Here is a 24,492-nt window from a genome sequence, read left to right as displayed (position 1 = left end):
GGGCCGGTGCGTTTCTCTCTCCTGGCCGGTATCGGCCATGCCGCTACCCGGTTCCGGTCATTCCGCCAGGGTCGTGCTGGACTTGTGTGGGTGCCATCGAGAGCGTGCCTGCGTCTGCACCAACCCCTTGGAGCGATACAGGAGCATCCCTGTGAGAAGACGCATGATCGCGAGAGCCTTGGTCGCTGCCGCAGCGGCTGCGGGTCTCGCCCTTGCCGGCGCCGGGAGTACGTCCGCCGCAAGCCAGTACGCCTGGGTCCACGAGTCCTTCAACAACGACGTCTGCGTGGCGAACTGGTCGGAGGTCACGACCGGAGGCGCAAACAACGGCGGCTATACCGCGAGCGTGGTCAACACCTGGTTCAACAACCACTGCTCGCAGCACATCCCGAGGCCGGCGAACTCGGTGCGCGTGAGGACGGACATCCTCGCCTTCGACCTGGATACCGGGATCTGGTTCGTGTGCTGGTCGAGCCCGTATGCGGTCAACGTGAACGGGCAGTACCAGGTCGGCACGTACTACAACATCAACAGGTACTGCAACAAGCCGGGTGAAGGCCGCTGGTACGCGAACAACACCCTGGCCGAGGCCAAGAACATCGCCGGCAGCTGGCGCGGGGGCTGGCTCGCCTCCGGCAACGAGTGGGTCGGCCCCGCATTCGCCGCGGCCGCTACCGCAGTGAAGCCGAAGGAGCCGAAGATCGGCATCCGCCAGGCCATCGAACGGGGCGACGTCCGCACCGGCTCGCCGACGGGCCCCAAACTCCCCCGCTCCTTCTTCGAGGGCAAGACCGCCGCCCCGCCGGCCCTGAACCTGAACCCCGCGGCGAACGTGCCCACCAAAGCCTCCGCAACACCCCGTCCGTAACCCGGCGCGGGACCTCGCGGGCGCCTCCAGCTCCGGCTTCCCGGCAGCCAGTCGTCCATGACCTGGGCGAGTCCCGCTGCCGGAGGGCCGTCCCGGTCCGGCGGCCTCATACTCGTGCGCACGGCCACCGCGCCATGTCACCCGCGCCGAGTCGTCGAGGAGGGCGTCGGCGTCATCGAGCCGGGGCCACCTCAGAACGCCACGACATCGGCATCGCTGTGCGCGAGGCCAAGGATCCCGCGGTCGCGGACGGTGACCCTGCCGGCCGCCGCTCGGCGAGGCCGGGTGGACGACCTCGGCGCGCTGCTCATCTCGCCATGGTGCTCCCGCCCGTGCATGGAACCTCCCGGGCGGGGTCGATTCCGGGCGGGCGAGCGGCGTCGTACGTGCGCTCTACGTCGCGGACGAGTCGTGGGAGCGCCAGTCCGGATTGGTGACCGTACGGGCGACCTGCCATGTCTCCGTGCCCCGGCGGCACGTGAAGAGGAGGCGTATCGGGTGCCCGGCGTACTCCTGCTGCCAGGAGTCGTAGGTCTTTCCTCCCATCCACGTGCCTGGGTTCGTCCGGTCGAGCACAAGGGGTCTGCCTCGGCCGACTCGCAGGTCGGTGAAGGTCAGCTCCCGGCCGTGTTCGTCGGCCTCGTTGATCCTGGGACGGAGGCGGAACGGCCCCCAAACGTGAGCGGCGATCTGCTCGGGAGAGGGATCGTGCGGGTTGACGAACCCCAGCGCCTGCTGCGTAGGGGTGTGGTCGTAGTCGTCATCCCCGATCCGCACCGTGACGGAGTCGAGGTGACCAAGGGCGTCCGGGCCGGCGAGGTGCATGAGGAGCTTGGCCGCCTGGTCGCCCTCCTTGGTGAGGGTGAACTCGAACACGGGGGTGAGTTCGGCGAGCCACCGGTCCCGCTCGATGCGGGCCACGATTTCGGCGGTCCGCCGGGCCTCTTCGGCTGTGTCGCTGGCGCGGCCGGTTGCCTCCCACGCCGCGGCCGCGGCGACAACGCTGAGGAAGGCGGCGATGATGCCCGCACGGTCCTTCCCGAGCTGGTCCAGCGCGGTCAAAGCCACCAGGCCGGCCACCGTGGAGACGAGCGCCAGCACGAGGAGCAGGCGGCGCCGCTGTCGGCGTTGATCTATGTCTGTCATGGGGGGAGGTTAGGGGCCGGGTCTGACACGGAGGTCGGGTTTCGTGTGGGCGGCGCCGGCTTTGTTCACGGGTAGCGACAGCGGTTGTTCAGGAAGCGGTAGGTCTTTGCCCTGGTGGCCTAGCCGATGAGGGCCTCGGTGATCTGACGGGTGGTCTGCGCGGCGACCCGGGGGTTGACGGCAGCGTAGTAGGTGTAGGCGTCGAGGGCCGTGGCCAGTGCCCAGCCGCGGCCCCGGATCCAGGTGGCGTCGTCCACGACGAGCGCGGCGCGGAAAGCGGCCCGGCTCCCCGCCGACATCAAGGTGAAGGCGATCACCAGGTCGCAGGCCGGGTCGCCGATGCCGAGCCCTCCGAAGTCGATGACCGCGCTGAGGCGGCCGTCGACGGTCAGCAGGTTGCCGGTGTGAAAGTCGCCGTGGAACCAGACCGCAGGACCATCCCATCCGGGGGCACTGATCGCCGCTTCCCACAGCTCGGTCACGGCCGCAGCGTCGAACGCGCCGTCGACCTCCGCGATGGCGGCCCGCGTCGCCCGATCCCGTGCGACCAGCGGCCGGGCGGTGAGATCCTCTCGGGCGCCCCGGGCCGATACGTCCCCGGGCTCGAACCGTTGGAGAGCGGTCAGGAACCCGGCCAGTTCGACGGCGGCCTCGGCCGAATCCGCCAGTGCCTCGACGGTTGCCACCTCGCCGTCCAGCCAGCGGGAGACCGCCCACGGCCCCGGATAACCGAACTCGGGCTCCCCCACCCCCACTGGCACGGGGACAGCCAGAGGCAGGTGTGGGGCGAGCCGCGGCAGCCACTCGGACTCCTTCCGAGCCTGCCCGATCGCGCCAGGATGGCGGGGCAGACGGACGGACAGCTCCTCGCCCAACCGGTAGATCACATGGTCCGAGCCGGCCGGGTCAAGCAACTCCAGGGGCAGACCGGCCCACTGGGGGAACTGCGCATCAAACCAGGCGCCTGACCAGTGCGGCATCGATCGCGGGACGGATGTCCGCGGTTCTCTCGGTTGCCAAGAGCAGCTCCTGGAGTCGGCCCGCCCGTGTGGCAAGCTGTTGGGACCATCACATGACGTCACAGGTCTCCTGTCGACCGGATTTCCCAACCGGCGTCGTCCGCTACGGGTTTCGCGTGCCGGCTCTCGAAGCCGACCCGTCGTGATCCTCACTGATCCGAACATGGGCCGGCCAAGGGGGCCCGGGCATCACCCGCTGGTTCTCTGCCGTCCTCAAAGAACACGCGGGCCGCCCGGACATCATCGAGACACCCCGGACTTCCGAACGGACGCCCACTCCCTCAGCGACGGCTTGCCTGTGTCCCGTACGCCTTCGCAGGCAGCTCTCGTCATGGCCGACTCGACGGCGGCACACACCGAATAGCGAACACGCTTCCGGCCACCCGCGCAGCTCCAACTCGCCCTGCCGCCCCGTACCGACGAGAACTCGGTGCGGGCCGGGTGGTCTGGCTCCGCATCCGCGCGCTCAGGACGCAGCAGGCCGAGGAGCGGCCGCGCCGGGACGTTGCGCGGGAACAGGACGGATACGGATGGGATGCTCAGCCGCCCACCTTCCCGGCATCGATACGCCGTCCGCGCGAGGCATCCACCACGATGGGGATCCCGTCCGGGACCTGCCCCTCAAGCCGGTCGAGCAGGGACTGCACTGGCGGAAGTTCTCCCGGGTTACGAACATTGATGTACATCGTTCGCGAATTCGCGTCGACACTCGTCACGGACGCGCCCGGTTCGTCGGCGAGCCACTGCTGCGCCGCCTCCCTGGCCCGGCCGGTCCAGGCATTGAGCAGCAATGTGGTCACGGTGTTGGCCGTCAGCGGAACGAACACGACGACGAACAGCAGGGCCATGGCGACAGAAGCCCTGCGGGCGGGGTGCCCGGCTGCCTTGTCGGCCTCCGCGGCGTACCCGAGCGCTGCGAATACCACCATACCGGCGAAAACCAGGGCAAAGAGGTTCGATACGAACAGCGCCAGAGCGCCCAGTGCCAGCCATCCCGACAGCTGCCCCAGGCACACTCCCACCACCACCAGAGGCGGGACGAGGGAGATGGCGATCGCGACGCCGGGCAGCACCGCGGCGACGTCCCGGCGAGCCAGGGCGATCGCTCCGGCGAAGCCGGTCGCCAGGGCGGCGATCAGGTCCATCAGGTCCGGCGACGTGCGTGAGGAGATCTGGCTGTTCGACAGCAGGTCGTAGTTGCTGGGCAGAACCATCGACATGGTGATCCCGATCGCGATCACCAGCAGGCAAGCGAGGAGGACGATCGTGACCGATCCGGTGCGCCGGCGCAGCACCGACCCAAGTGCGATGCCCATGATGGGCGTGGAGAGCGGGGCGATGATCATGGCGCCGATCACGGTCGCCGTCGAGTCGGTGAGCACCCCGCCGGCAGCGATGATCGAGGACAGCGACAGCATCGTCCAGAAGGCCGAGCGCTTGGACGCGGCGTCCCCGGTCGACAGGATCAGATCCTGTGTCAGTTCGTCCAGCGAGCGGCGTTGAGAGGCCGGCAGAACACGGGCGCGAACCTTGCTCATCATGTATCCAAATAACCACGAGCAGGAGCATTTGGACGTGTGGGACACAGGGAGATGATCCTGGGCCCGGAGCAGAAGTCAGCGGAGGATGCCCTCCGCGACCCGCTGAAGTCCGGCCATCGGCACGGACGCGAGGCCCGGAAAGGATCAATAACCGGTGCCGCGCTTGACCTGGGCTCGCTCTGCATCGTGCGCCGCACCCTTGTCGTCCAGGGTTCGGCAGGCGTCGATGATGTCCTGACTCAGGCGGTCGATGTGTTCGCGGCTCAGGGTTTCCTTGACGAGGGCACGCATGATCTTCACCCGCTCCGCATTGGGCGGGAGCGTGTACGCCGGCACCATCCACCCGCGTTCGGCAGAGAGCTGCCAGGCGATGTCGGACTCGTCGTAGGAGCGCTTTTCCGCAAGGCGGAACGCGACGAGGGGCAGCTGTTCGAGGTCGCTGCCGATCACTTCGAAACGGCCGCTGCTCCGCAGGTTGTCCGCCAGCACGCGGGTGTTCTCCTGCATCATCTTCATGACGTACGTGTAGCCCTGACGTCCGAGCCGCACGAAGTTGTAGTACTGCGCGAGCACCATCGACGCGCCGGTGGAGAAGTTCAGCGTGAACGTGGCGTCGGTCTTGCCCAGGTAGTTCTCGTAGAACACGAGGTCCTTGGCCAGGTCGGACTCCTCGCGGAAGATCAGCCAGCCGATACCGGGATAGACCAGGCCGTACTTGTGGCCGGAGACATTGATCGAACGGACCTGCTCGAGCCGGAAGTCCCATGCAGAGTCTGGGTAGAGGAAAGGCCACACGAACGCGCCGCTGGCGCCGTCGACATGGATCGGGATGTCAAGGTCCCGCTTCTCGCGGACATCCCGCAGGAGCGCGTCGATGCCGACGACGTCGTCCTTGTGGCCCGTGAACGTGGTGCCGAGGACGGCAACGACACCGATCGTGTTCTCATCGAGTCGGGGTTCCACGTCCTCCGGGCCGATCGTGTACTTGCCCTCTTCGAGCGGTACGATCCGCGGCTCGACGTCGAAGTAGCGGCAGAACTTCTCCCACACCACGTGGACATCGCCACCGAAGACCAGATTGGGCCTGTCGGTCGACAGGCCGGCGGCCTGACGGCGCTCACGCCACTTCCACTTCAGCGACAGCGCTCCGAGCATGATCGCCTCGGACGAGCCCTGGGTCCGGCACCCGGCAGTGCCGCCCGGCGCGTGGAAGAGATCGGCGAGCATGCGCACGCAACGCCGCTCGATCTCGGCGGAGATGGGGTACTCCGCGTGGTCGATGAAGTTGCGGTGAAGGTTCTCGGCGATCAACCGCTGAGCCTCTGGCTCCATCCACGTAGTGACGAACGTAGCGAGATTGCGCTGTGGATCGCCCTCCATGGCGAGATCCACGTCCACGAGCCGCATCGCGTCCGTCGCGGCCATGCCTTCGTCGGGAAATCTCTCGGAGGGGGCGGGCGCGGTCAGAAAACGATTGCCGAACAGAACCGCGTCATCACGCTTAGTCATAGGCGGATTCAAACAGCGCGAGTTCCCACCTCGGCTAGAGACACGCCGACAGGTAATTGCCGGGCACCCGGGCATGAACGACTCGACAGACGCGGAGGTCTGCTTGGAGCCCGTACGCCCGCCGGATGCGGCTGCAGAAGGTCCTCCACCACATTCGGCCTCCACAAGCCGTAGAAACGCCGGTCCTCCAGCTTTCGGAACGCACGGCTTCACAGGAAGCTCCAGTCGTCAGGCGCGCCGATGAATGGCGATGACGAGGAGTGGCGCGAGCCCGACGGGGCCGCCCGCAACGCGCTTTGGGCGCTCTGGTCCGTGGTGGCCGGTCATGAACACCCGCCAGGCTCGGCGAGCCCGGCATCGTGCGGCTGACCGCGTCGGACAGGGAGCTGGTTGCGGGACGCGGATCGTGGTCTGCGTGAGCAAGTTCAATCCCTCTCCGAGGTCTGCGCCAACGATCCCGGGGCCTTCCTCGGCACCGACGAAGCCCGAGAGGTCGGTGCGCTGGATTCCGCCGACCTCGCCGCAGTGGAGCAGGCCCTGACCGCACTCGGCTACGCGCGCGGCCCACGTGGTGGACGCGATTCTTCGGCCTCTGGTGATCCGCTCGTGCAGAGGCCCCGCCCTGTGAGGAGCGCCCCGACACCGGCTGTCCGGCCTCGCGTGCCAGGGCGGCAGCCCGTGCGTGCCGGCGAGGCGCACGTCCGGTGGAAGAGCCGGTCAGCGCCGACCACACGGTCGAGCCAGGCGGTCCGAAGAGTCAGCCGCGGATGGACCCGGTCCCATGACTGCGCGGTCGACTTGCCGTAGCTCGTCGTGGCGGTGCGGGTGGTGATCGCGGGCTCGGGCCGGCTCTCGAGCTCGGCGAAGCGGAACGCCGGCCCGCGCTCCGGCGGCCAGCCGCCCTGAGGATCGTAAATGCGAAGCGGCTTCGGCAGCTGCATCCCCCGGTCACAGCGGACGCGGCCCACCAGTTCAACGGGCAGGCCTCTAGGGAATGTCCGGGGGCGGGCCGGAGAAAGCCGCGATCGCCGAGATGACCAGGAAAGCGAGGGCCAGGGCGAACACGAACCAGATCGCCGAGACGGGCCGGCCACCGTGCCGCTCCGCCCACTGCTCGTCCTCCGTGCCGCTACCGAGCCGGCCCAGGAGCAGGGCACGGATCCGCGTCGCGAACTCCGGGTCGGCCGCCATGCGCTCCGCCAGGATCGATGCGAGGGCATGGGTGGTGGCCGGTGCGAGCGGTTCACGCTCGAAGGCGGCGACGATGCCCACGTGTTCGGGCGACAGCTCTTCGAGGATCACCTCACGCAGCCGACGCACGACCGGGGAGGGTGCGTCGGGGTCCTCCTTCAACCGGTCCAGCACTTCGTCGGCCATCACCCGGCCATCCGCTTCATCATGCCCGTGTTCACCGGATTGGGATTGCATGTACTCCCCCCGTTCCAACTGCCCCGTTGCGAGTATGGTCGCGCCGCCCTGGCCACCACCACCAGCTGGGCCGACACCACTACCCGTGCCACCACCAACCGTGCTCGGATGGCGCGGGCATCCGGAGTGCGGCGCAGATCACTCCCGGATCGTCTCCGATTCAGGCCGTTCCCGCTCTCACTCTGCTTGGCTGGTGACTCTGACGATCACGGGAGGTCGATACGTATGGCGCTCACACACTGGGGGTTCATCTACACGGCGGACGGCAGCGCGGCCGGTGGCGATATCAGCATCGTGGACACCGGTATGTGCCGCAGTGTGTTCGTCGGGGTGGAGAAGCCCGAGGAGGGCATCGAAGCCGCGCGCCGCCTGGTGAGCGAGGGCGTGCAACTGATTGAACTGTGCGGGGGGTTCGGGCCGGTATGGGCCGGGCGTGTCATCGAGGCGATCGACGGCGCGGTCCCCGTGGGCACGGTTGGCTATGGGCCCGAAGCGGTCGATCAGGTACACGCGATCTTCTCCTGACGGTGCCGACTCCTTCACTCCGACAGGGACCGGAGCCAGAGCCGGATGGCTACGGCTGTGACGGTGCCGTGAAAGATGCAGGCCCTTCGTCGTATCTCGTCGCGACGGCCCGGAAGGCTTTGAGCGCGTTGATCGTTCGCTCCACTTCGTTCCTGCGTTCGTGGATTGTCGTGTCGAACCGGTGGGCCGACCGCCCTTGCTGCCGCGGCGCTGGCGGTTGGCCCGCTGATCCTCCGGATCGGGGACGGTGTGTTTGATCTGGCGACGGCGCAGGTAGCGGCGGTTCCGCCGGGGTGAGTACGCCTTGTCGCCGCCGAGATGATCGGGCAGGGCCCGGGGCACTTCGTGAGCTGCAGTTTCACCTCACCCCTGGTCCCGCCTGAACCACTTTCGCCGAAACCGGCAATCGGGGCAACGCATCCTGGAGTAGGGCGGCCTACAGCTGTGGTCAGCTCGGGGGCCCTTGCCCGCACTGCGGCTGCGGAGCCGACCGCGGGCACTCGACCCGGGCCGCGACAGCTCCTGCCTCAAGCACCGTGCTGCTCAGCCGTTGCCTTCGATCGCCCGTACGGATCCGGGGACGAGTCCCAGACATGGCTCTGGCCGAGCATTCCGCCCCGTTCCCTGCTCCACGCAACCGCTGTTGTCGAGATCGAACACCGCGCAGGGCTGGCCATTCAACGACGATGTGTAGATCAGTCCCTGAGCGGGGTTGTCCGGGTTGAAGACCTTGAGGAGCAACTCTGCGACCACCTGGGTCGGCACGTGATCGATCTGGTCGTAGCCGTCACGAATCGGCTTGGCCATCTGCTCGATGAACTGGTGCAGAAACAGCAGGGTGCGCCGCTGGTGGCCGCGCTCAGGGAGCTGCCGGACCGTGACTACTGGGGTCAGTTACTCGGCCACCGACGTCGACAGCAGGCGCCCGGCGGTTACGCCGATCAACGTCTTCACCGTCCTGACCGCCTCGCAGCCCTTTCAAGTAGCCACGCGGACCAGGCCGTGGGGCGCGGTCGCTCTCGCGACCCGGGTGGCCGACGTGATTCCGCTGGAGCAGGCGGAGGCGCACCGGCGCGTGGAGGCGGGTCACCGGCCCGGCCGGATCGTACTGATGCTCGGGACCTTCGTTGACGGGATCCGCTGTCATCCGGCTGGACGACCGGATCGCGGCCGACAACCCCACGCCCCACAGACGTGACCCTGACCGTGGGGTACCGGCTGGGCAACGACACACCACCCGGCCAACGACGGCCCTGGTGACCTGGTGCCCCAGTCCGGCCACCTGCACCGGTCCCAGGGCCTCTCCGGGAAGCTGCCGCGGCTGTGCGACAGTCCTCTGAGCCTTGCTGACTCCTTGCCCCGTGACCAGGGTGTTCTGTCTCCTTGGGATGTTCTTCGAGGGCGGTGCGGCGGGCTTCGGCCCGGGTACAGGGGTGGGGTCCTGGTCGTAGCGACGCGAGACAGGTCGCACCAGCTGGTTGCGGCACTAACCTGCAAGGGTGACCGGAACCGAGCTGAATGAGTTGATCGTTGCTGACGGCGCGGCGCTGCGCGCGTGGCTGATGGACAACCACGACACCTCTCCTGGCGTGTGGCTCGCCCTGACAAGAAAGGGCGGCTCCGTTACCACGCTTACCTGGCAGCAGGCGGTCGACGAGGCACTGTGCTTCGGCTGGATCGACGGGCAGGCCCGCAAGCGTGACGAGGAGAGTTCCTGGAGGCGGTTCACCCCGCGTCGGCCCCGCAGCGTCTGGTCCCAGCGCAACGTCGCCAACGTGGCCCGGTTGGAGGCAGCCGGCCTGATGCTGCCCGCCGGCCGCGCCGCGGTGGACGCCGCGAAGGCTGACGGGCGGTGGACGGACGCCTATGCGCCGTCATCGGAAGCGGAGGTGCCGGCTGACCTGCGAGCGGCGATCGCCGCCGACCCAGCGGCGCAGGCGATGTTCGAAGTGCTCACCAAGACCAACCGCTTCGCCCTCATCAGCCGGGTCAATGCCGTCAAGCGGGCCGAGACCCGCACCCGGAAGATCGCCGAGTGCGTGGCGATGCTGGCCCGGCACGAGACGGTCCACCCACAGCGGGCCAAGCCGACGGACGCGCCGACATCGTGACCGGGGCGCGACAAAGGCGGGCTGGTCAGGAGATCCGGACGAGCGGGCGTCGCCCTGGAACGGCAGACCGCCGTCCTTACACGAGCCCTGCCGACGGGGTGGGGCCACTGGGTCAGTGTGGTGTGAACAGCTCGGTCGTACCCGTCAGGTGGTGATAGCCCCCTGACGGTGTGGACGGGCCCGTGCGGGTCGTGCCGGCCGTCACGAGGGCTCGGCCGTCGGTCAGGACGACCGCGGCGAACTCCGCACGGCCCACCTTCATTCCGGCCTCGGGTGACCAGCTTCGCGACAGGGGGTCGTAGCGTACGGCGCTGCTCAGGCCCCCGTCGTGCAGGGGCTCCGTGCTCCCACCGATCACCAGGACCTCGCCCGAGAGCAGCGGGAGGGCGCGGTGCTGAGATCGGCCGCACGGGCGATTCAGTACGGGTGATATCCCCTGATCGTGGGAATGGCCCGATACAGGCGTATGTGGCATGGTCACTGCAATGCCACGACATGCGGCCTCGTGGCACCGCCGCCCCGACGGCCGCGTCCGCCGGCTGCGCACCTGCCGCTGCGACTTCCGAGATCCGCGACTGCGGTCACCCGGCTACCCGACGAACGTCACAGAAGGGCCACCCTGCAGAAGTAGCCGGGAGCATCCCCACGGGTGCAGGGGAGCAGGTCTCCACCAGGTTGTTGCCCGGCCTGTCGAACGGGGGCGCGGAGGGCGGGATCTCCCCCTCGACATACGCAGGCATCCGCCGCTGACCCAGCACACCAGGCGGTGAAGAATCCGACGCCAAGGCCGCCGTCGGCGAGGCCACCACGATCGCCGACGGCGGCTGCCCGGGCACCGGACTCGTCATCCCGCACCGCCGCCGGGCTTCAGCGTTGGTGAAAGCAGCATCTGTGTCTCGTGGGCGGCGCCGCCGATGACGACCTGGGCGCGGCCTCGGTGCCTAGGGGGTGTCGTCACATTCCCGTCGTCGCCCGAAGGGCGGCCCCGCGGCGTCTGGTGCGTGCTCTCGGCGTGCCGGGTGGAAGCCCACGTACTGGACGTACGTGGGCTTTCGCCCGGTGCGGCGAGAGCACGCACCAGACGCCGCGGGGCAGACGGGAATGTGACGACACCCCCTAGGCGCTGTCTGATAATTGATCTTGTGGTGGGTCGTGGTGAGCTGACGGATGTGGCATGGGAGCGGATAGCGCCCCTGTTGCCTGGTGTTGATGGCCGTGGGCGGCCGTGGCGGGATCACCGGCAGGTGATCAACGGGGTGTTGTGGCGGTTGCGGACTGGTGCCCCGTGGCGTGACCTGCCGGAACGCTACGGGCCGTGGCAGACGGCCTACGAGCGGTTCGCCCGCTGGGAAGCCGACGGCACCTGGTCCCATTTGCTCGAGCAGGTGCAGATCCGCGACGACTCCGTCGGAGCCGTGGAGTGGACTGTGTCGGTCGACTCCACGATCAGCCGGGCTCACCAGCATGCCGCCGGCGCCCGCAAAAAGGGGCGGCGGCGGGGGACGAACTGGAAGATCCGGCACGTGAGGCGGCTGGCCAGGCGCTGGGCCGTTCCCGCGGCGGGCTGACCACCAAAGTCCACCTCGCCTGCGACGGCCGGGGCCTGCCCCTGGCCGTCGTCGTCACGCCCGGCAACGTCAACGACTCGACCGTCTTCGACGCCGTCCTGGGCACTTTGAGGGTGCCCAGGAGCGGCGCCGGACGACCCCGCCGCAAGCCCGACGCGGTCATCGCGGACAAGGCGTACTCGTCCCGGGCGATCCGCCAGACCCTGCGCAGGCGAGGCATCCGAGCGGTGATCCCTGAGCGGGCGGACCAGAAGGCCAACCGCCTGCGGCGCGGACAGGCCGGCGGCAGACCCCCGGCCTTCGACCGCGAGCTCTACAAGGCCCGCAACGTGGTCGAACGCTGCTTCGGCCGCCTGAAGCAGTTCCGCGCGATCGCGACCCGCTTCGACAAACTCGCCGTTCGCTACAAGGCGGGAGTCCACCTTGCCGCACTCATCCTCTGGCTCCGCGAACCCGCCCAAGATCCTTTGTCAGACAAGTCCTAGTGGACTTCGGGGGCGAGCGTGCGCCAGGCGTTGACGCTGTAGTGGGCGAGGATGTACTTGAGTCCTCGCTCACCGAGCGTTCCGGCCGGTGAGGGCGCGGCTGCTGGTGTAGCGTCAGGGGTAGCTGTCGTGGTTCCGAAGTACCGGTCGCCCGTGCGCACACTCACGGGCGATTTTTGCTGTTCACAGTCTCTGAGGACCAGGGCGATCACCTCCGGTTCCCGCGCGGTGCGGGAACCGACTACTAGTCCCCTTGGAGGGCACAATGGCCAGCGGAACCGTCAAGTGGTTCAACTCGGAAAAGGGCTTCGGCTTCATCGAGCAGGACGGCGGCGGCCCTGACGTCTTCGCCCACTACTCCAACATCGCCAGCTCCGGTTTCCGTGAGCTCCAGGAAGGCCAGAAGGTGAACTTCGACGTCACCCAGGGCCAGAAGGGCCCCCAGGCGGAGAACATCACCCCCGCCTGAGCCCGCACGTCCACGGCGCCCGCCCTGCGATGCCCGCTGGGCGGGTGCCGTGCGTCCGGCACCTGACCACCGGTGGCGGGCGGTGTTCGACTCCAGCCATGTCCGGGCGGTTCGGCAGGGCCCAAAAGCGGTCCCAGCCCGGTCGACCGCGCACGTCCGGGCAACAAGCGCCACATCCCCGTCGACGGACAAGGCATCCCGCTCGCCGTGTCGCTGACTGGCGGAATCCGCAACGACGGCGGGTGTGCCCGGACCGGCCCGCCCCTCCCGCGGGGTCAAATCGTCACGGAGTACGTGTCACCGCACCTGACGGGCAGGCCGGCCGTCGCCGCGATGGGTCCGGTCAGCCGGCGCCCGAACACGGCCACATGTGAGCTCTGGGCATGGCAGATGCCCCGCCAAGTGTCGGATTCCTCGCCGCACGGCGGGTCATCGGCATCCCGTATCCCCCGTCGAGCGTGCCGGGGAAGTGGCCAGTCTGTTGTCGGCCGCATCCGTCAGGTCATTTCTTTTGTGACGAGATGACGTAGGGGACATCTGGGTGGATATCCCCTTGCGTGGCAACTGTCCTCGGTCTCCGAGCCGTCGTCCTTGGCAGCTGCACGACGACTGAGGAGGCACTCATGACTGGATTCCAGGCCTTCGACACGGCTCCGACCTCGCTGTTGGATCTCGACCCGTACCGCTTCCCTGCCATGTACATCGACGACCGACACGAGGAGACATCGACGGCCTGCGGCACCATGGAGTTCGGCGACTACCCGCCGCCGGCGCCCGAGCCCTCGAACCGCCTGCCCCTTCGTCTGGAGCCGGCCGATCGCCGCAGACTGGAGCTGCACGCCGCTCTCACCGCGTCAGGTATCGCGCCCCTGCCGGGCGACCTCGACGCCATCGAGGCCCTGTGCACGCTCGACGACACGACCCACATCGCGCTCAGGCGCTGGCTCAGCAGGTCTGACAACCTCTGACACATCACAAGAATCGGCCGGTGAATCCGCCACACTTCGCCTCCCTGCCCAGGCCGCTCTTGGCACGGGATAGTCGACCACTTCGTCGACTGATCCCGGGAACGAGGTAGCAGATGAATCCCTCTTTGTGGTCGGCTCGGTGGCTGGCCTCTGCATGTGACGACCCCACCGCGTGTCTGCGTGAGTGGAGGCTCAGCGAACGAGGTGTGGCACTTTTGCCGGCGGGGCGATTGTGGGACGCGCTAGCAGTCCCGGAGATGCTGGGACACAGCCTGCTGAACGCCTACTCCCGCTGCGGGCACCCCACGGCCGGCCCAGTGCTTCGCAACAGCAGGCGTCAGGAACTCGTACTCCTGATGACTCCAGGCAGCCCCGCAACGAGGCTGGAGCGGGCCGCTCGGTACCTGACGACCGGGACCTGGCTGGCCGTGCCCGACCCTGGCCGGAAAGTGGCCGGGCTTTCCTGGCTCGTCCCACCCGACGGCAGCGGAACGCTCTTCTCACTGAGGGATGTATATCCCGCACTCGCGCCACGGCCGTCAGCCGAATGAAGGAAGGAGCGAAGAAAGGGCGCGGCCGCGCATTCTCGAGACTCCTGAGCTTCCCCCACCTGCGAATTTACTCGATTCGACTGAGGGTTGCTCGTCTCGGATGGTTCTCCGCGCTCCTCCGTAGGCTGGTCTGGGGAGCCCGCCACGACGTCTACCGATTGAGAGTCCGTGATCCGGCATGCGGTGTGGAGGATGACGCCGGGACCGCCGGCGGGCAGGAGCGCGTCTGAGCGAGGGCGGGCCGGCTCGCCTGGGCCCGCCCGCCTCGTCCCGGCCGGGCCCGGGACGGACGGGGGGTGTGGCATCGGCGGTCCGGCGTCACACTGCTGCTGCAGGTGCGTATCACCGCGGCCCCGCTGGTCGCGGAGCCGGGCGTTCTGGGGCGGTACGCGGACGGTCGGGCATCGGGTAGGGGTGCGACACCTGACCCGATGGGCCGCGGACTCCGCGCACCGTACGCCGCGATATCGACCGGCTGCGCGACCTCGGCTACCCCGTGCTGACAGGTCGCCCGGCAGTCACTCCATCGGCTGCCGCCCGCGTTGAAGTAGGCGGTGCCGAACTCGTCCTGCGCGGACGCAAGCGAATCGACAGCGTGGCGTTAGAGCAGAGGCCGAGGATATCGACATGCCGGGTGCGCCAAGGCGTTGGCTCACCCTCTTGCCGGCACGACCACGCCACTATGCAAAGGAACATGGACATGCGCAGATTCAGGAGTGGACTCGCGGCAGTTGCGGCCCTGGCCGCCTTCGCCGGGGTTGGTGTCGCGGCGGCGCCGGCGCAGGCGGCGACCTACTGCACGAACAAGAGCCAGAAGTTCTTCTGCGAGTACGGCATCTCGACGACGACGTTCCCCGACGGGACGAAGGAAGAGTTCGTCGTCGGCGCCGATCATGCGGTGTGGACGAACTGGACCTACACCGACGGTTCCTGGAACGGGTGGGTATCCATGGGCGGGTGGGTGAAGAGCAGGGTCGAAATCAGCCATCTGCAGGACAACCCCTACAACTTCACCATCGCGGCCATCGGCAGCGACGACAACTACTGGTTCCGAGTGCGCTACACCAACGGCTCCTGGAACAACTGGCAGGTGAGCTGCAACGTCAACCCGAACGGTCCGGGCTGCCCGTGACCGCCGCAGGTGGGTGGGCGGGCTGTCCCGCCGCCCGAGAGACACGGCGAGACAGGTGACGTTGCGGTCGTCCCCTGCACGCGTGGCCGTACCCTTCGCCACCTGCTGGACGGGCGTTCAGCCGGCCGTGCCGTGCTCGACCTTCGGCACCGAGAACAGCCAGCGCACGGCGTTGTCCCTGAATGACGCATGGATCGGAGCGAGGTCTGGACAGCTGGTGTCGTCGAGGGCGGTGACGTTGATGCCAATTTCCGGGATGTCGCTGTCGATCGCCGCGAGGCGGCTGCCGCAGACTGGGCAGAAGCCGCGTTTCGCCTCGCCTTCGAAGGTCTCGTACCAGGTCGGCTCGCCACCTTCACCAGTCCAGGTAACCCGTCTCGAATCCCACCCACCACATCACTGGGGTGCCGCCGAGCTTCTGACAGTGAGGGCATGCACACGTGTGAGGGAATACGGCCCGGCCTCGGGTGGTGAAACGGATACGGCCGCACAGGCAGCCCCCAGTACGTTCCCCGGCTGTTTCGGCTCCCTGAGCGTCCTCGGCGGGGTTGGGACCGCGCAGGGACTCGTCGACGAACATGTCTGCACCGTCTTGGGGAGCGGCGAGGCCGCCCGTCGTGTTGTTCATGCTCTGGTTAACGAACGTCCGGACCAGCGGATGCCTGACAACCGCCGCCGTGGGGCATTCGCTGTCCGCCGCCGCACGGGTGCCCAGTACTGGTTCGCTCCGGCGTCTGGGGTTCTCTGGCCTGGATACCTCCGACGGCTGCAACACCCGCAACGAGGTCCTCCGCACCGAAGCCACCGAGGCCCCGACCATCGCTGCCGACTGCAAGGCTGTCCGGAGGCGAGTGGCTGCCGTACTACGACGGCCCGGCGGTCAACGGTCCCACCAAGCTCGACTCTCCCACATGGTCCCCAGGAAATGTGGGAAAAGCTGGGTGCCAAGCAGTGCACTGTGGAGGTCTCCTGAGACTGCGCAAAGACCGCGCCTCAACGAACTTGGCCGGGCGCCGAACGTTCGGCTCCTGACGAACCAGGGCGCGCCACCAAACCGGTGACGGGCCCTGATTCGTGGGGTCGTGGTCTCCGCTCACAGCCGAGACCACCACACGACGATCACGAAGAGCCATAGAATGACGGGCCATGGACATGCAGTCGGTCATCGAGGACCTGGCAGAGGAAGCCGAACGCCTGGTCGCGGACCAGGTGTGGATCCTGTCCCCCGCCGAACGCACCGCCGCCGCGAAGGCCGCCGCCGACCTGCACGCCGCGGTCGGCCCCTCCCCGTCCCAGCAGACCTTGACCACGGTCGACAGGCTGGAACATCTACGGGAAGCACTCGCCACCGTGGCCATCGCCCTCGCCCACGTCCACGGACGCTTGGCCTGGTTCCTCGGCGCGGCTGCCACCGCCTTCACTCCAGTCCTGCACTGGCGCGCCCTGCCCGCCGAGGAGGGTGCCACCTTCGGCGCTGTACAGCCGACTCCCCTGGAGTACGCAGAGGCGGAAGACGCGGTCCGCCGGCTTCAACGCGCGCTCACCAGCATTGCCACCGCCTGACGCGCACCGCTCGGCCAGGGCTTGGCCGTCGCAGGCAGCGGCGCCGGCCGGGTGCGCGCCCCGGGCATCGGCGGCATCGCACAGGAGTGCGCGTAGGCACTGGGCTAGGGCGTCCCCTATCTCGCTGAGCTTCGCGGTCGTTGACAGGGTCCGCTCCTGTGCTTGTTCAGCGAGGCGGAGGGCATCGTCGATCTCGCTGAGCTTCCTGGAGGACAGGACGGCCTCCCGCTCTATCAGGACATCCCGGGACACGGTGGTCAGCCAGCCACGTGCATGGGGTTGGGGCGGGCGCGACCTCGGCGGTGTCCGGCTATGGGGCCGTCACCGTCTGCCGCTCTCCAGCAGTTTCATCAGCGCGCGGGCTGCCGGGCTGGTGGCATGCGGCGGTGGCAGCAGGGCCACCGTCTCGTAGACCGCCTTGCCGGTGTCGGCGAGAGGGGTGGCGTGCAGGGAGTCACGCTTGTGCCGGAAGTGCCGTGGTACGGCAGCGACACCGAGGCCCTCCTCGACCAGGTCCAGGAGGCTGTGCACGTCGTTCACCTCCAGGCTCACGGTCCGCGGTACGCACGCGGAGGCGAAGGCCTCGTCCGTGGCCCGGCGCGGTCCCCAGCCGGGGTGGAAGTCGACGAAGACCTCCTCGGCGAGGTCTCGGAGGGTGAGGTCCGGGCCGGCCGCGGCGAGCGGGTGCTCGGGGTGGCACAGCAGGGTCATCGGCTCGGTGGCCAGCGGCACCGACCGCAGCTGGTCGGCATCCGCGCGGGTGCGGTAGGCGAAGGCCAGGTCGAGGCGACCCGCGGCGACGTCCTCGGCCAGGGCGAGCCCACCTTCCTGCCGGAGCCGTATCTCCACTTCCGGGTGCCGCTGCCTGAACGCGGCCAGCAGCCCCGCGACGTGCACTCCGGCGACGCACTGCTCGGCCCCGAGGGAGAGCGTGCCGCGCACCACGCCCTGCACGGCCGCTACCGCCTCGTGCGCGGCACGTACCTGTGCCAGGATGCGCTCCGCCTCGACCAGCAGCGCCCTCCCGGCCTCCGTCAGCGTCACCCGGCGGGTGCTCCGTACGAACAGCGGCGCCTTCAGGTCCCGCTCCAGGGCGCGGATCGATGCCGAGAGACCGGACTGGGAGACCATCAGCCGCTCCGCGGCCCGTGTGAAGTGCCGGTCCTCGGCGACGGCGACGAAGTGCTGGAGATGCCGCAGTTCCATGACTCAGAAGTCTATGCGCTGAATCTCATCGGATTCTCCTGTTGGATTCATGCCCAGAGGTCGGGGGAGATTGGTCACGCCACGACAACCCCCGGCACGCAGCGATCGCTGTGCGCCGGTCCCACGCCATGGAGTCGCGTTGTACACCGCACATCCCGCCCGCTACGACGACATGCCCTACCGGCGCTCCGGGCGCAGCGGCCTGAAGCTCCCCGCCCTCTCCCTGGGGCTCTGGCACAACTTCGGCCCGGACCGTCCCGCCCAGGCCCAGCGCGCCATCCTGCGCCGTGCCTTCGACCTCGGGATCACCCACTTCGACCTGGCGAACAACTACGGTCCGCCGCCCGGTGCGGCCGAGTCCGCCCTCGGCGAGTTCCTGCGGACGGACTTCGCGCCCTACCGCGACGAGCTGGTCGTGTCCACCAAGGCCGGGTATCTGATGTGGCCCGGGCCGTACGGCGAGTGGGGCTCCCGGAAGTCCCTGCTGTCGTCGCTCGATCAGAGCCTGGGCCGGCTCGGCCTCGACTACGTCGACGTCTTCTACTCGCACCGCTTCGACCCGGACACGCCCCTTGAGGAGACCATGGGCGCCCTGCACTCCGCGGTCCAGCAGGGCAAGGCGCTCTACGTCGGCGTCTCCAACTACTCGGCCGAGCAGACCCGTGAGGCAGCCCGCATCCTCGGCGAGCTCGGCACACCCCTCACCATCCACCAGCCCCGCTACTCCATGCTCGACCGGCGCCCGGAGGACGAAGGCCTGCTCGACGCCCTCGACGACCTGCGGGTCGGTTGCATCGCGTACTCCCCGCTGGAACAGGGCCTGCTCACCGGACGCTACCTGGACGGCATCCCCGAGGACTCCCGGGCCGCGAGCGACAGCCCCTTCCTGAACCGCGACGCCGTCACCGCGGACCTGGTAACCCGGTTGCGCGCCCTGAACGACATCGCCGCGTCCCGTGGCCAGACCCTGGCCCAGCTCGCCCTGGCCTGGGTGCTGCGCGGCGGCCGCGTGACCTCCGCCCTGGTGGGCGCAAGCAGCGCACGACAGCTCGAGGACAGTGTCGCCGCCCTGCGCAACCTCGACTTCGACACCGAGGAACTCACCCTCGTCGACGCGCTGACCCGCCCCTGAGCCGCGAGCGCCACCCCTCAATACCGACCGGCGTCGATCCCCTGTGCCCGTGACCACCGGTCCGAACCTGGCGGAGCACGAACGCAAGGAGAGCCGCGAGTGCCCAGCCGCGCCATCAGGTCCGCTACGGGCCGCGGGGTCCGGTGGATTCACTCTCCCCCGCACCCCCCACAACCACCGCAGCTGCTGTCGCTGCTGTCGCTGCTGTACGAGTCGACGTCGATACCGGCGCCGCCCGGGTCACCGCTGTTGCTGCGGGTGTGGTGGCGAGTGGGCTGTGGGGGCGGGGGTGGTGGCTTCGGGCGTTCCTTGGTGCGGGCGATCGCCTGGCGGGTCGAGGCGGGGAGGGCCGCGCGGGCGATCTCGGTCTTGTCCCGGCAGACGGTGTCGAGGGCCTTCCAGCGGCGTCGTTTCTCGGACGGCCAGAGGCATGCCGGAGCCCATTGAACCAGCCAGGCGGCCATGCACACGTAGAGCCAGGACATGCGGTGGGCTTCGGGGAAGAACGCCGTGGGGGCCATGGCTCCGCCGGCGTGGACGCCCATGCCGAACGTGGTCAGCAGCGAGGTAGCGAGCATGAGTGACTGGCTCTTGCCCGAGGCGGTCAAGTGCACTGCGGGTGACCGGTGTTCGACGAGTTGTCGGAACGGGGCGAAGCGGGCTTCGGTGGGGATCTCGTGCAGTGGCGTGGTCGTCCCCGACGGCGTGGCGCGGATCGCTTCCGCCAGGGCGCGGAGGGCGTGGTCCGTCTGCTTCCTCCCTCGGTGGGTGGGGCGGAGCTCGCCCGTGGAGGAGACCTTCACGGCGCCGTCGTCGACGAGCATGCAGACCGCGGTCTCGGCGGCCTCGCTCATTCCGCCGAGCAGGAACGACGCCTGTACGGGATGGGGCTTGAAGGCGAGGAGGCGCTCGACCACGCGCCGCTGGTCCTGGTCACGGAACCAGCAGTACATCCCGCGCAGTCCGTTGCACAGCGCGAAGATCAGCAGCCAGGAGGCCACGATCCCCTCACTGTCGGTCAGCCACCAGTCCACCTGTCGCCCCCGTCTCGGTGTGGTCCCCCGGCCGTACCGGGGGCCGACCGTCGACCGCACAGTTGAGCGATCGCCCCCCCTCTGCCAGTACCAGACCCGTACGCCCTCGCCGTGGTTCCCGAAGGGGTGAGACGGATGCCTCGGAAGGTGACGGGGGCTCGGCGGCGGAAGGTCCGTCGGGGAGTTGGGCGGTGGCCCCAGGGCGGAGGGGCCGGCGTCAGTCGGCCGACGGCGTCCGTGCCGCCGGGCGGGGGAAGCGGAATTCCGTGCGGCGGTGGCCTGTCGTCCCGGGGCGGAGTACGGCGCTCGGGTAGGCGGGGCGGTTGGGCGCGTCGGGGAGGTGCTGGGTCTCCAGGCAGACGGCGCCGTGCCGGCCCAGAGGGTGGCCGGCCGGGTCGGTGAGGGTGCCGTCGAGATGGTTGGCCGTGTAGACCTGGAGGCCGGGGGCGGTCGTCCAGACCTCCATGGTCCTGTCGCCGTCCGGGGCGGACAGACGGGCGGCTCGGCGCGGAGCCACGGATTCGTGGGAGGCCAGGACCCAGAGGTGGTCGTAGCCTTGGGCGCGCCGTAGGGCGACGTCCGCCGGGGCCGCGCGGGAACACCGCGCGGCCCCGGGCTCCCCGGACCGCGGGCACGGGCCCGCGGTCCGGGACTTCGCCGTGCCCGGGGGCGGCGCTCCGGCGCTGCCGTCGCGACGGCCGAAACCTGGTATGGACCTGACAAGCGGGGCCGGATAGCGTGACGACGGCGCTCACTGAGAGCGCTCTCAAGATGGCCAACCCCCACACCAGGAGGTCCCGTGAAACGCACCACCCCCCTGCGCGCCGCCATCGCCGCCGTACTCCTGACGGTCGGTCTGAGCGCCGTCCAGGCCGGCGCGGCCCCGCTCCCCGAGCCCGCGGCGGCGCCGTCCGCCTCGGCCGGCCTCCTCGACGCCATGAGCCGGGACCTCGGGCTCACGGCGGCCGAGGCCGAGGAGCGGCTCACCGCCGAGAAGGCCGCCGTCGAGGTGGAGAAGGCCGCCCGCCGGAGCGCGGGCGCGGCCTACGGCGGTTCCTGGTTCGACGCGGCGACCGGGCGGCTCGTCGTCGCCGTGACCGACCGCGCCGAGGAGGCGGAGGTCCGGGCACTGGGCGCCGACACCCGGCTGGTCCGGCACAGCGCGGCGGCGCTGGACCGCGCCAAGGCCCGCCTGGACACGCTGAACGCACCCGCTGGAGTGGCCGGCTGGCACGTCGACCCGAAGAGCAACAGCGTGGTGGTCGACGTCGTGCGCTCCGAGCGGCAGACCCCCGCCGTGCGGTCCTTCGTGGACCGGGCCCGGGCCGGCGGCGCCGTCACCGTCGCCGAGACGGCGCAGGCGCCCCGAACCTACGCGGCGGGCACGGTCGGCGGCGACCCGTACTACACCGGCAACGTCCGCTGCTCGATCGGCTTCTCCGTGCACGGGGGCTTCGTGACGGCCGGGCACTGCGGTCGGGCCGGCGCGGCGGTGCGCGGCTGGGACGGTTCCGCGATGGGCACCTTCCAGGGTTCCTCGTTCCCCGGCGACGACTACGCGTACGTCTCGATCCACAGCGGCTGGTGGACCGTGCCCGTCGTCCTCGGCTGGGGCACCATCCCCGACCAGCTGGTCCGCGGGTCGGCCGAGGCGCCTGTGGGCTCCTCGATCTGCCGCTCCGGCTCGACCACGCACTGGCGCTGCGGCACGGTCCTGGCCAAGAACGAGACGGTGAACTACAGCCAGGGCGCCGTCTACCAGATGACCAAGACCAGCGTCTGCGCCGAGGGCGGCGACTCCGGCGGCTCGTTCCTCAGCGGTGACCAGGCCCAGGGCGTCACCTCCGGCGGCTGGGGCAACTGCTCCTCCGGCGGCGAGACGTGGTTCCAGCCGATCAACGAGATCCTCGGCCGGTACGGCCTGCGGCTGCACACCGCCTGAGTCCGTGACGACGAGCGGGTCCCTCCGGGCGCACGCGCTCGGAAGGACCCGCGGCACGGCTCCCCGTCCGGCCCGCACGGGCCGGACGGGGTTCCCGTCAGGGCGCCCAGGGCGCCTCGACCGACCAGCTGCTGTCGGCGCCGAGCGTCTGGGGCCGGTCGAAGCCCCCCGCTTCCCGCGCCCGAGGCGATGTACACCGCGGACTCGAAGTGGCGCAGGTAGGAGCCGGGTATGTTCAGCGACTCGTACGAGGTGCCGCCGGTCCCACCGATGCCCGGACGGGCGCAGAAGCTGGCGTCCTGGCGGAACAGCGCCGAGCCGTCGTCGGCCGCCGTGCGAACCCGGCTGTCGCGGTCAGGGCCGGCGTCTTCGGGACGACGGCGGAGGCGGCGGTGGCGCCGGTGGAGACAAGTCCTCCGGCCATCACCAACAGGGCCGCCAGACAGGCGACGATGCGTCGCATCGAACTCCTCCTGGGCAGGACGGTCAGGCCCATACCAGCACCTTGACGTGCACACCTCAGGCCTTGACGCTGCCCCCCCGCCGCCCGAACCGTGGCGGGACGCGCGGAACCGAATCCGCCGGCTCGACGGCGACGCGGACCGCCCGGCGACCGCTCCGACGAGGCCCCAACCGGCCCCCGCGGTCCCTCAAGCCAGCCTTAAGCGAGCGTTAAGCCACAGGTCGCCGAGAAAAAGCCCAGGTCAAGGGCGCGTAAGGAGCGATCGCTGACGTTGCCATGACAGTTACCCCTCCGTAATACTCACTGCCCGCGGACAACTTCCCGTCGTTCTGAGAGCGCTCTCATGCGACGCCCCGCGGATTCGCCCCGCCCTGTCGCCCTCGTTCCCCAACCCCCAGACAAGGGAGCACGCCCATGGCTGCTGCTCATCGCGCACGACGCTGGTCCTTCGGTGGCGTGGTGCTCGTCGTCACCGCCGCCCTCGTCGCGGCCGTCCTCATCTCGTTCAGCGGATCGGTCGCACCGCGGGCCGGTGCCGCGGTCGCCGCGCAGACCTGGTCCGACGAGTTCGACGGCGCGGCCGGCCGTGCGCCCGACGGTGCCAAGTGGACGCTGGAGACCGGAGGTTCGGGCTTCGGCAACCACGAGCTGCAGTACTACACCAACAGCACGTCCAACGCCGCGCTCGACGGCCAGGGCCAGCTGGTCATCACGGCGCGGAAGAACACCGACGCCGGGCTCGGCTGCTGGTACGGACAGTGTCAGTACACTTCGGCCCGGCTGAACACCGCCCGGACCTTCACCCAGGCGTACGGCCGCTTCGAGGCCCGCATCAAGATCCCGCGCGGCCAGGGCATCTGGCCGGCGCTCTGGATGCTCGGCAACGACCTCGGCACCGTCGGTTGGCCCAACAGCGGCGAGATCGACATCATGGAGAACATCGGCCGCGAGCCCAACACCGTGCACGGCACGGTGCACGGCCCCGGCTACTCGGGAGCGGGCGGCCTCGGCGCCGCGTACAGCCTGCCCGGCGGCCGCGCCTTCGCCGACGACTTCCACGTGTTCGCCGTCGACTGGAGCCCCGACTCGATCGTCTGGTCGGTGGACGGCACCACGTACAAGACGCTCACGCCGGCCGACACCGGCGGCAAGAAGTGGGTCTTCGACCACCCGTTCTTCATCATCCTCAACCTCGCGGTCGGCGGCGACTGGCCCGGCAGCCCGGACGGGTCCACGGCCTTCCCGCAGACGATGACCGTCGACTACGTCCGCGCCTCCTCCTCCGGCAGCGCGCCCGCCGCCCGCCCGATCCGCGGCATCGGCGGCATGTGCGTCGACGTGGCCGGTGCCTCCAGCGCCGACCGCACCCCGATCCAGCTGCACAACTGCACCGGAAACGCCGCCCAGCAGTGGACTGTCGGCACCGACGGCACCGTCCGCGCCCTCGGCAAGTGCCTGGACGTGGCGGGTGGCTCCACCGCGGACGGCGCGATCGTCCAGCTCTACACCTGCAACGGGACCAACGCCCAGAAGTGGACGTACACCGCCTCACACGACTTCACCAATGTCGGTGCCGACAAGTGCCTGGACGCCAAGGGCAACTCCTCGGCCGACGGAACCCGGCTCCAGACCTGGAGGTGCACCGGCGCGGCCGGCCAGAAGTGGACTCTCGGCTGACGGGTCCGATCCGGCGGACGGGCCCTCCCCTCCCTTCCGCCCCCCTCTCCCGATCTCCCCACACCCCTCGCTCCCCCACCCGACGTCACGCAGACCTCCACCCAGCCCCACGCAGACCCCCACCCGACCTCACGCAGACCTCCACCCAGCCCCAC

22 protein-coding genes and 6 pseudogenes are annotated in these 24,492 nt (G+C 69.4%); 13 read left to right on the top strand and 15 right to left on the bottom strand.

From position 1 onward, the window contains the following. The first annotated feature begins 163 nt into the window (after positions 1-163). Positions 164-868: a hypothetical protein gene (locus IE124_RS12490; RefSeq protein ID WP_189507771.1), complete on the top strand. Its 705-nt coding sequence runs from the start codon at positions 164-166 to the stop codon at positions 866-868. 393 nt (positions 869-1,261) lie between these two features. On the opposite strand, the gene IE124_RS12485 is transcribed toward IE124_RS12490, so the two are convergent. From IE124_RS12485 to IE124_RS12465, 5 genes and pseudogenes are all read right to left on the bottom strand, one after another. After that, positions 1,262-2,014 (bottom strand): hypothetical protein, encoded by a 753-nt coding sequence (locus IE124_RS12485; RefSeq protein ID WP_189507770.1) that lies wholly within the window; start codon positions 2,012-2,014, stop codon positions 1,262-1,264. A 119-nt stretch (positions 2,015-2,133) separates the two neighbouring features. Then, positions 2,134-3,034 (bottom strand): annotated as a pseudogene (locus IE124_RS12480) (aminoglycoside phosphotransferase family protein). A 538-nt stretch (positions 3,035-3,572) separates the two neighbouring features. Then, on the bottom strand, positions 3,573-4,574 hold the full coding sequence (locus IE124_RS12475; protein WP_189507769.1) for a TIGR00341 family protein: 1,002 nt from the start codon (positions 4,572-4,574) through the stop codon (positions 3,573-3,575). 144 nt (positions 4,575-4,718) lie between these two features. Beyond that, a complete protein-coding gene (gad, locus tag IE124_RS12470) occupies positions 4,719-6,083 on the bottom strand; it encodes a glutamate decarboxylase (RefSeq protein ID WP_189507768.1) in 1,365 nt (454 codons plus the stop codon). A gap of 987 nt (positions 6,084-7,070) precedes the next feature. Continuing rightward, the gene (locus IE124_RS12465) at positions 7,071-7,460 is read right to left on the bottom strand and encodes a hypothetical protein (RefSeq protein ID WP_189507767.1); all 390 of its coding nucleotides are present in this window, start codon (positions 7,458-7,460) and stop codon (positions 7,071-7,073) included. Between the two features lie 276 nt (positions 7,461-7,736). Between IE124_RS12465 and IE124_RS12460 the strand changes: the two genes are divergently transcribed. Beyond that, complete coding sequence (locus tag IE124_RS12460; protein WP_189507766.1) at positions 7,737-8,036, top strand: DUF6506 family protein; 300 nt, start codon at positions 7,737-7,739, stop codon at positions 8,034-8,036. A gap of 14 nt (positions 8,037-8,050) precedes the next feature. Here the strand turns inward: IE124_RS12460 and IE124_RS12455 are convergent. Both IE124_RS12455 and IE124_RS12450 read right to left on the bottom strand, forming a co-directional pair. Beyond that, positions 8,051-8,375 (bottom strand): annotated as a pseudogene (locus IE124_RS12455) (IS5/IS1182 family transposase); the annotation flags it as partial. 204 nt (positions 8,376-8,579) lie between these two features. Continuing rightward, positions 8,580-8,843, bottom strand: a complete 264-nt coding sequence (locus IE124_RS12450; RefSeq protein ID WP_189507765.1) for a hypothetical protein — start codon at positions 8,841-8,843, stop codon at positions 8,580-8,582. A 692-nt stretch (positions 8,844-9,535) separates the two neighbouring features. Here IE124_RS12450 and IE124_RS12445 point away from each other — a divergent pair. After that, complete coding sequence (locus tag IE124_RS12445) at positions 9,536-10,147, top strand: YdeI/OmpD-associated family protein (protein WP_189507764.1); 612 nt, start codon at positions 9,536-9,538, stop codon at positions 10,145-10,147. 112 nt (positions 10,148-10,259) lie between these two features. Here IE124_RS12445 and IE124_RS12440 read toward each other — a convergent pair whose 3' ends face one another. Next, a complete protein-coding gene (locus IE124_RS12440) occupies positions 10,260-10,622 on the bottom strand; it encodes a Kelch repeat-containing protein (protein WP_268246720.1) in 363 nt (120 codons plus the stop codon). Positions 10,623-10,915: 293 nt separating this feature from the next. Between IE124_RS12440 and IE124_RS12435 the strand changes: the two are divergent. Together IE124_RS12435 and IE124_RS12430 are read left to right on the top strand one after the other, a co-directional pair. After that, a pseudogene (locus tag IE124_RS12435) lies at positions 10,916-11,008 on the top strand (IS5/IS1182 family transposase); the annotation flags it as partial. 281 nt (positions 11,009-11,289) lie between these two features. Then, a protein-coding gene (locus IE124_RS12430) for an IS5 family transposase (RefSeq protein ID WP_189507762.1) occupies positions 11,290-12,200 on the top strand; the annotation gives its coding sequence in 2 pieces (ribosomal slippage) (positions 11,290-11,638 and positions 11,638-12,200; 912 coding nt in all). Here IE124_RS12430 and IE124_RS12425 read toward each other — a convergent pair. Continuing rightward, a complete protein-coding gene (locus IE124_RS12425; protein ID WP_189507761.1) occupies positions 12,197-12,367 on the bottom strand; it encodes a hypothetical protein in 171 nt (56 codons plus the stop codon). The genes IE124_RS12430 and IE124_RS12425 overlap by 4 nt on opposite strands. A gap of 98 nt (positions 12,368-12,465) precedes the next feature. Between IE124_RS12425 and IE124_RS12420 the strand changes: the two genes are divergently transcribed. The 4 genes and pseudogenes from IE124_RS12420 to IE124_RS12410 all read left to right on the top strand — a co-directional run bounded on the left by IE124_RS12420 (position 12,466) and on the right by IE124_RS12410 (position 15,320). Then, positions 12,466-12,669 (top strand): cold-shock protein, encoded by a 204-nt coding sequence (locus tag IE124_RS12420; RefSeq protein WP_010982331.1) that lies wholly within the window; start codon positions 12,466-12,468, stop codon positions 12,667-12,669. A 76-nt stretch (positions 12,670-12,745) separates the two neighbouring features. Next, positions 12,746-12,906 (top strand): annotated as a pseudogene (locus tag IE124_RS34795) (IS5/IS1182 family transposase); the annotation flags it as partial. Positions 12,907-13,292: 386 nt separating this feature from the next. After that, positions 13,293-13,637, top strand: coding sequence for a hypothetical protein (locus IE124_RS12415; protein ID WP_189507760.1), 345 nt, complete (start codon positions 13,293-13,295; stop codon positions 13,635-13,637). A 1,245-nt stretch (positions 13,638-14,882) separates the two neighbouring features. Continuing rightward, positions 14,883-15,320 carry a DUF8189 domain-containing protein gene (locus IE124_RS12410; protein WP_189507759.1) on the top strand — a complete coding sequence of 146 codons (438 nt, stop codon included), beginning with the start codon at positions 14,883-14,885 and terminating at the stop codon, positions 15,318-15,320. A 355-nt stretch (positions 15,321-15,675) separates the two neighbouring features. Here IE124_RS12410 and IE124_RS36060 read toward each other — a convergent pair whose 3' ends face one another. After that, entirely contained in the window at positions 15,676-15,900 is a 225-nt protein-coding gene (locus tag IE124_RS36060) for a GFA family protein (protein WP_440862307.1), read from the bottom strand. Positions 15,901-16,466: 566 nt separating this feature from the next. On the opposite strand from IE124_RS36060, the gene IE124_RS12405 reads away from it, so the two are divergent. Then, entirely contained in the window at positions 16,467-16,883 is a 417-nt protein-coding gene (locus tag IE124_RS12405; protein WP_189507758.1) for a hypothetical protein, read from the top strand. Between the two features lie 105 nt (positions 16,884-16,988). On the opposite strand, the pseudogene IE124_RS34790 reads toward IE124_RS12405, so the two are convergent. Together IE124_RS34790 and IE124_RS12400 are read right to left on the bottom strand one after the other, a co-directional pair. Next, positions 16,989-17,147: pseudogene (locus IE124_RS34790) on the bottom strand (type II toxin-antitoxin system PemK/MazF family toxin); the annotation flags it as partial. Positions 17,148-17,204: 57 nt separating this feature from the next. Next, positions 17,205-18,089 carry a LysR family transcriptional regulator gene (locus tag IE124_RS12400; protein WP_189507757.1) on the bottom strand — a complete coding sequence of 295 codons (885 nt, stop codon included), beginning with the start codon at positions 18,087-18,089 and terminating at the stop codon, positions 17,205-17,207. Positions 18,090-18,228: 139 nt separating this feature from the next. Here IE124_RS12400 and mgrA point away from each other — a divergent pair, with 139 nt between their 5' ends. Further along, entirely contained in the window at positions 18,229-19,221 is a 993-nt protein-coding gene (mgrA, locus tag IE124_RS12395; protein WP_229832397.1) for an L-glyceraldehyde 3-phosphate reductase, read from the top strand. 149 nt (positions 19,222-19,370) lie between these two features. On the opposite strand, the gene IE124_RS12390 is transcribed toward mgrA, so the two are convergent. Together IE124_RS12390 and IE124_RS12385 are read right to left on the bottom strand one after the other, a co-directional pair. Continuing rightward, complete coding sequence (locus IE124_RS12390) at positions 19,371-20,255, bottom strand: hypothetical protein (protein ID WP_189507755.1); 885 nt, start codon at positions 20,253-20,255, stop codon at positions 19,371-19,373. Between the two features lie 217 nt (positions 20,256-20,472). Further along, positions 20,473-20,967 carry an aldose epimerase family protein gene (locus IE124_RS12385; RefSeq protein WP_189507826.1) on the bottom strand — a complete coding sequence of 165 codons (495 nt, stop codon included), beginning with the start codon at positions 20,965-20,967 and terminating at the stop codon, positions 20,473-20,475. Positions 20,968-21,054: 87 nt separating this feature from the next. Between IE124_RS12385 and IE124_RS12380 the strand changes: the two genes are divergently transcribed. Continuing rightward, complete coding sequence (locus IE124_RS12380; protein WP_189507754.1) at positions 21,055-22,197, top strand: S1 family peptidase; 1,143 nt, start codon at positions 21,055-21,057, stop codon at positions 22,195-22,197. A 233-nt stretch (positions 22,198-22,430) separates the two neighbouring features. On the opposite strand, the pseudogene IE124_RS34785 reads toward IE124_RS12380, so the two are convergent. Further along, positions 22,431-22,715 (bottom strand): annotated as a pseudogene (locus tag IE124_RS34785) (AbfB domain-containing protein); the annotation flags it as partial. 359 nt (positions 22,716-23,074) lie between these two features. Between IE124_RS34785 and IE124_RS12370 the strand changes: the two are divergent. Next, on the top strand, positions 23,075-24,337 hold the full coding sequence (locus tag IE124_RS12370; RefSeq protein ID WP_189507753.1) for a glycoside hydrolase family 16 protein: 1,263 nt from the start codon (positions 23,075-23,077) through the stop codon (positions 24,335-24,337). The last annotated feature ends 155 nt before the right edge of the window (positions 24,338-24,492 follow it).

Origin of the sequence: Streptomyces narbonensis, assembly GCF_014649015.1 — a bacterium.
Lineage (GTDB): Bacteria > Actinomycetota > Actinomycetes > Streptomycetales > Streptomycetaceae > Streptomyces > Streptomyces narbonensis.
This window is presented reverse-complemented; position numbering and strand designations above follow the sequence as displayed.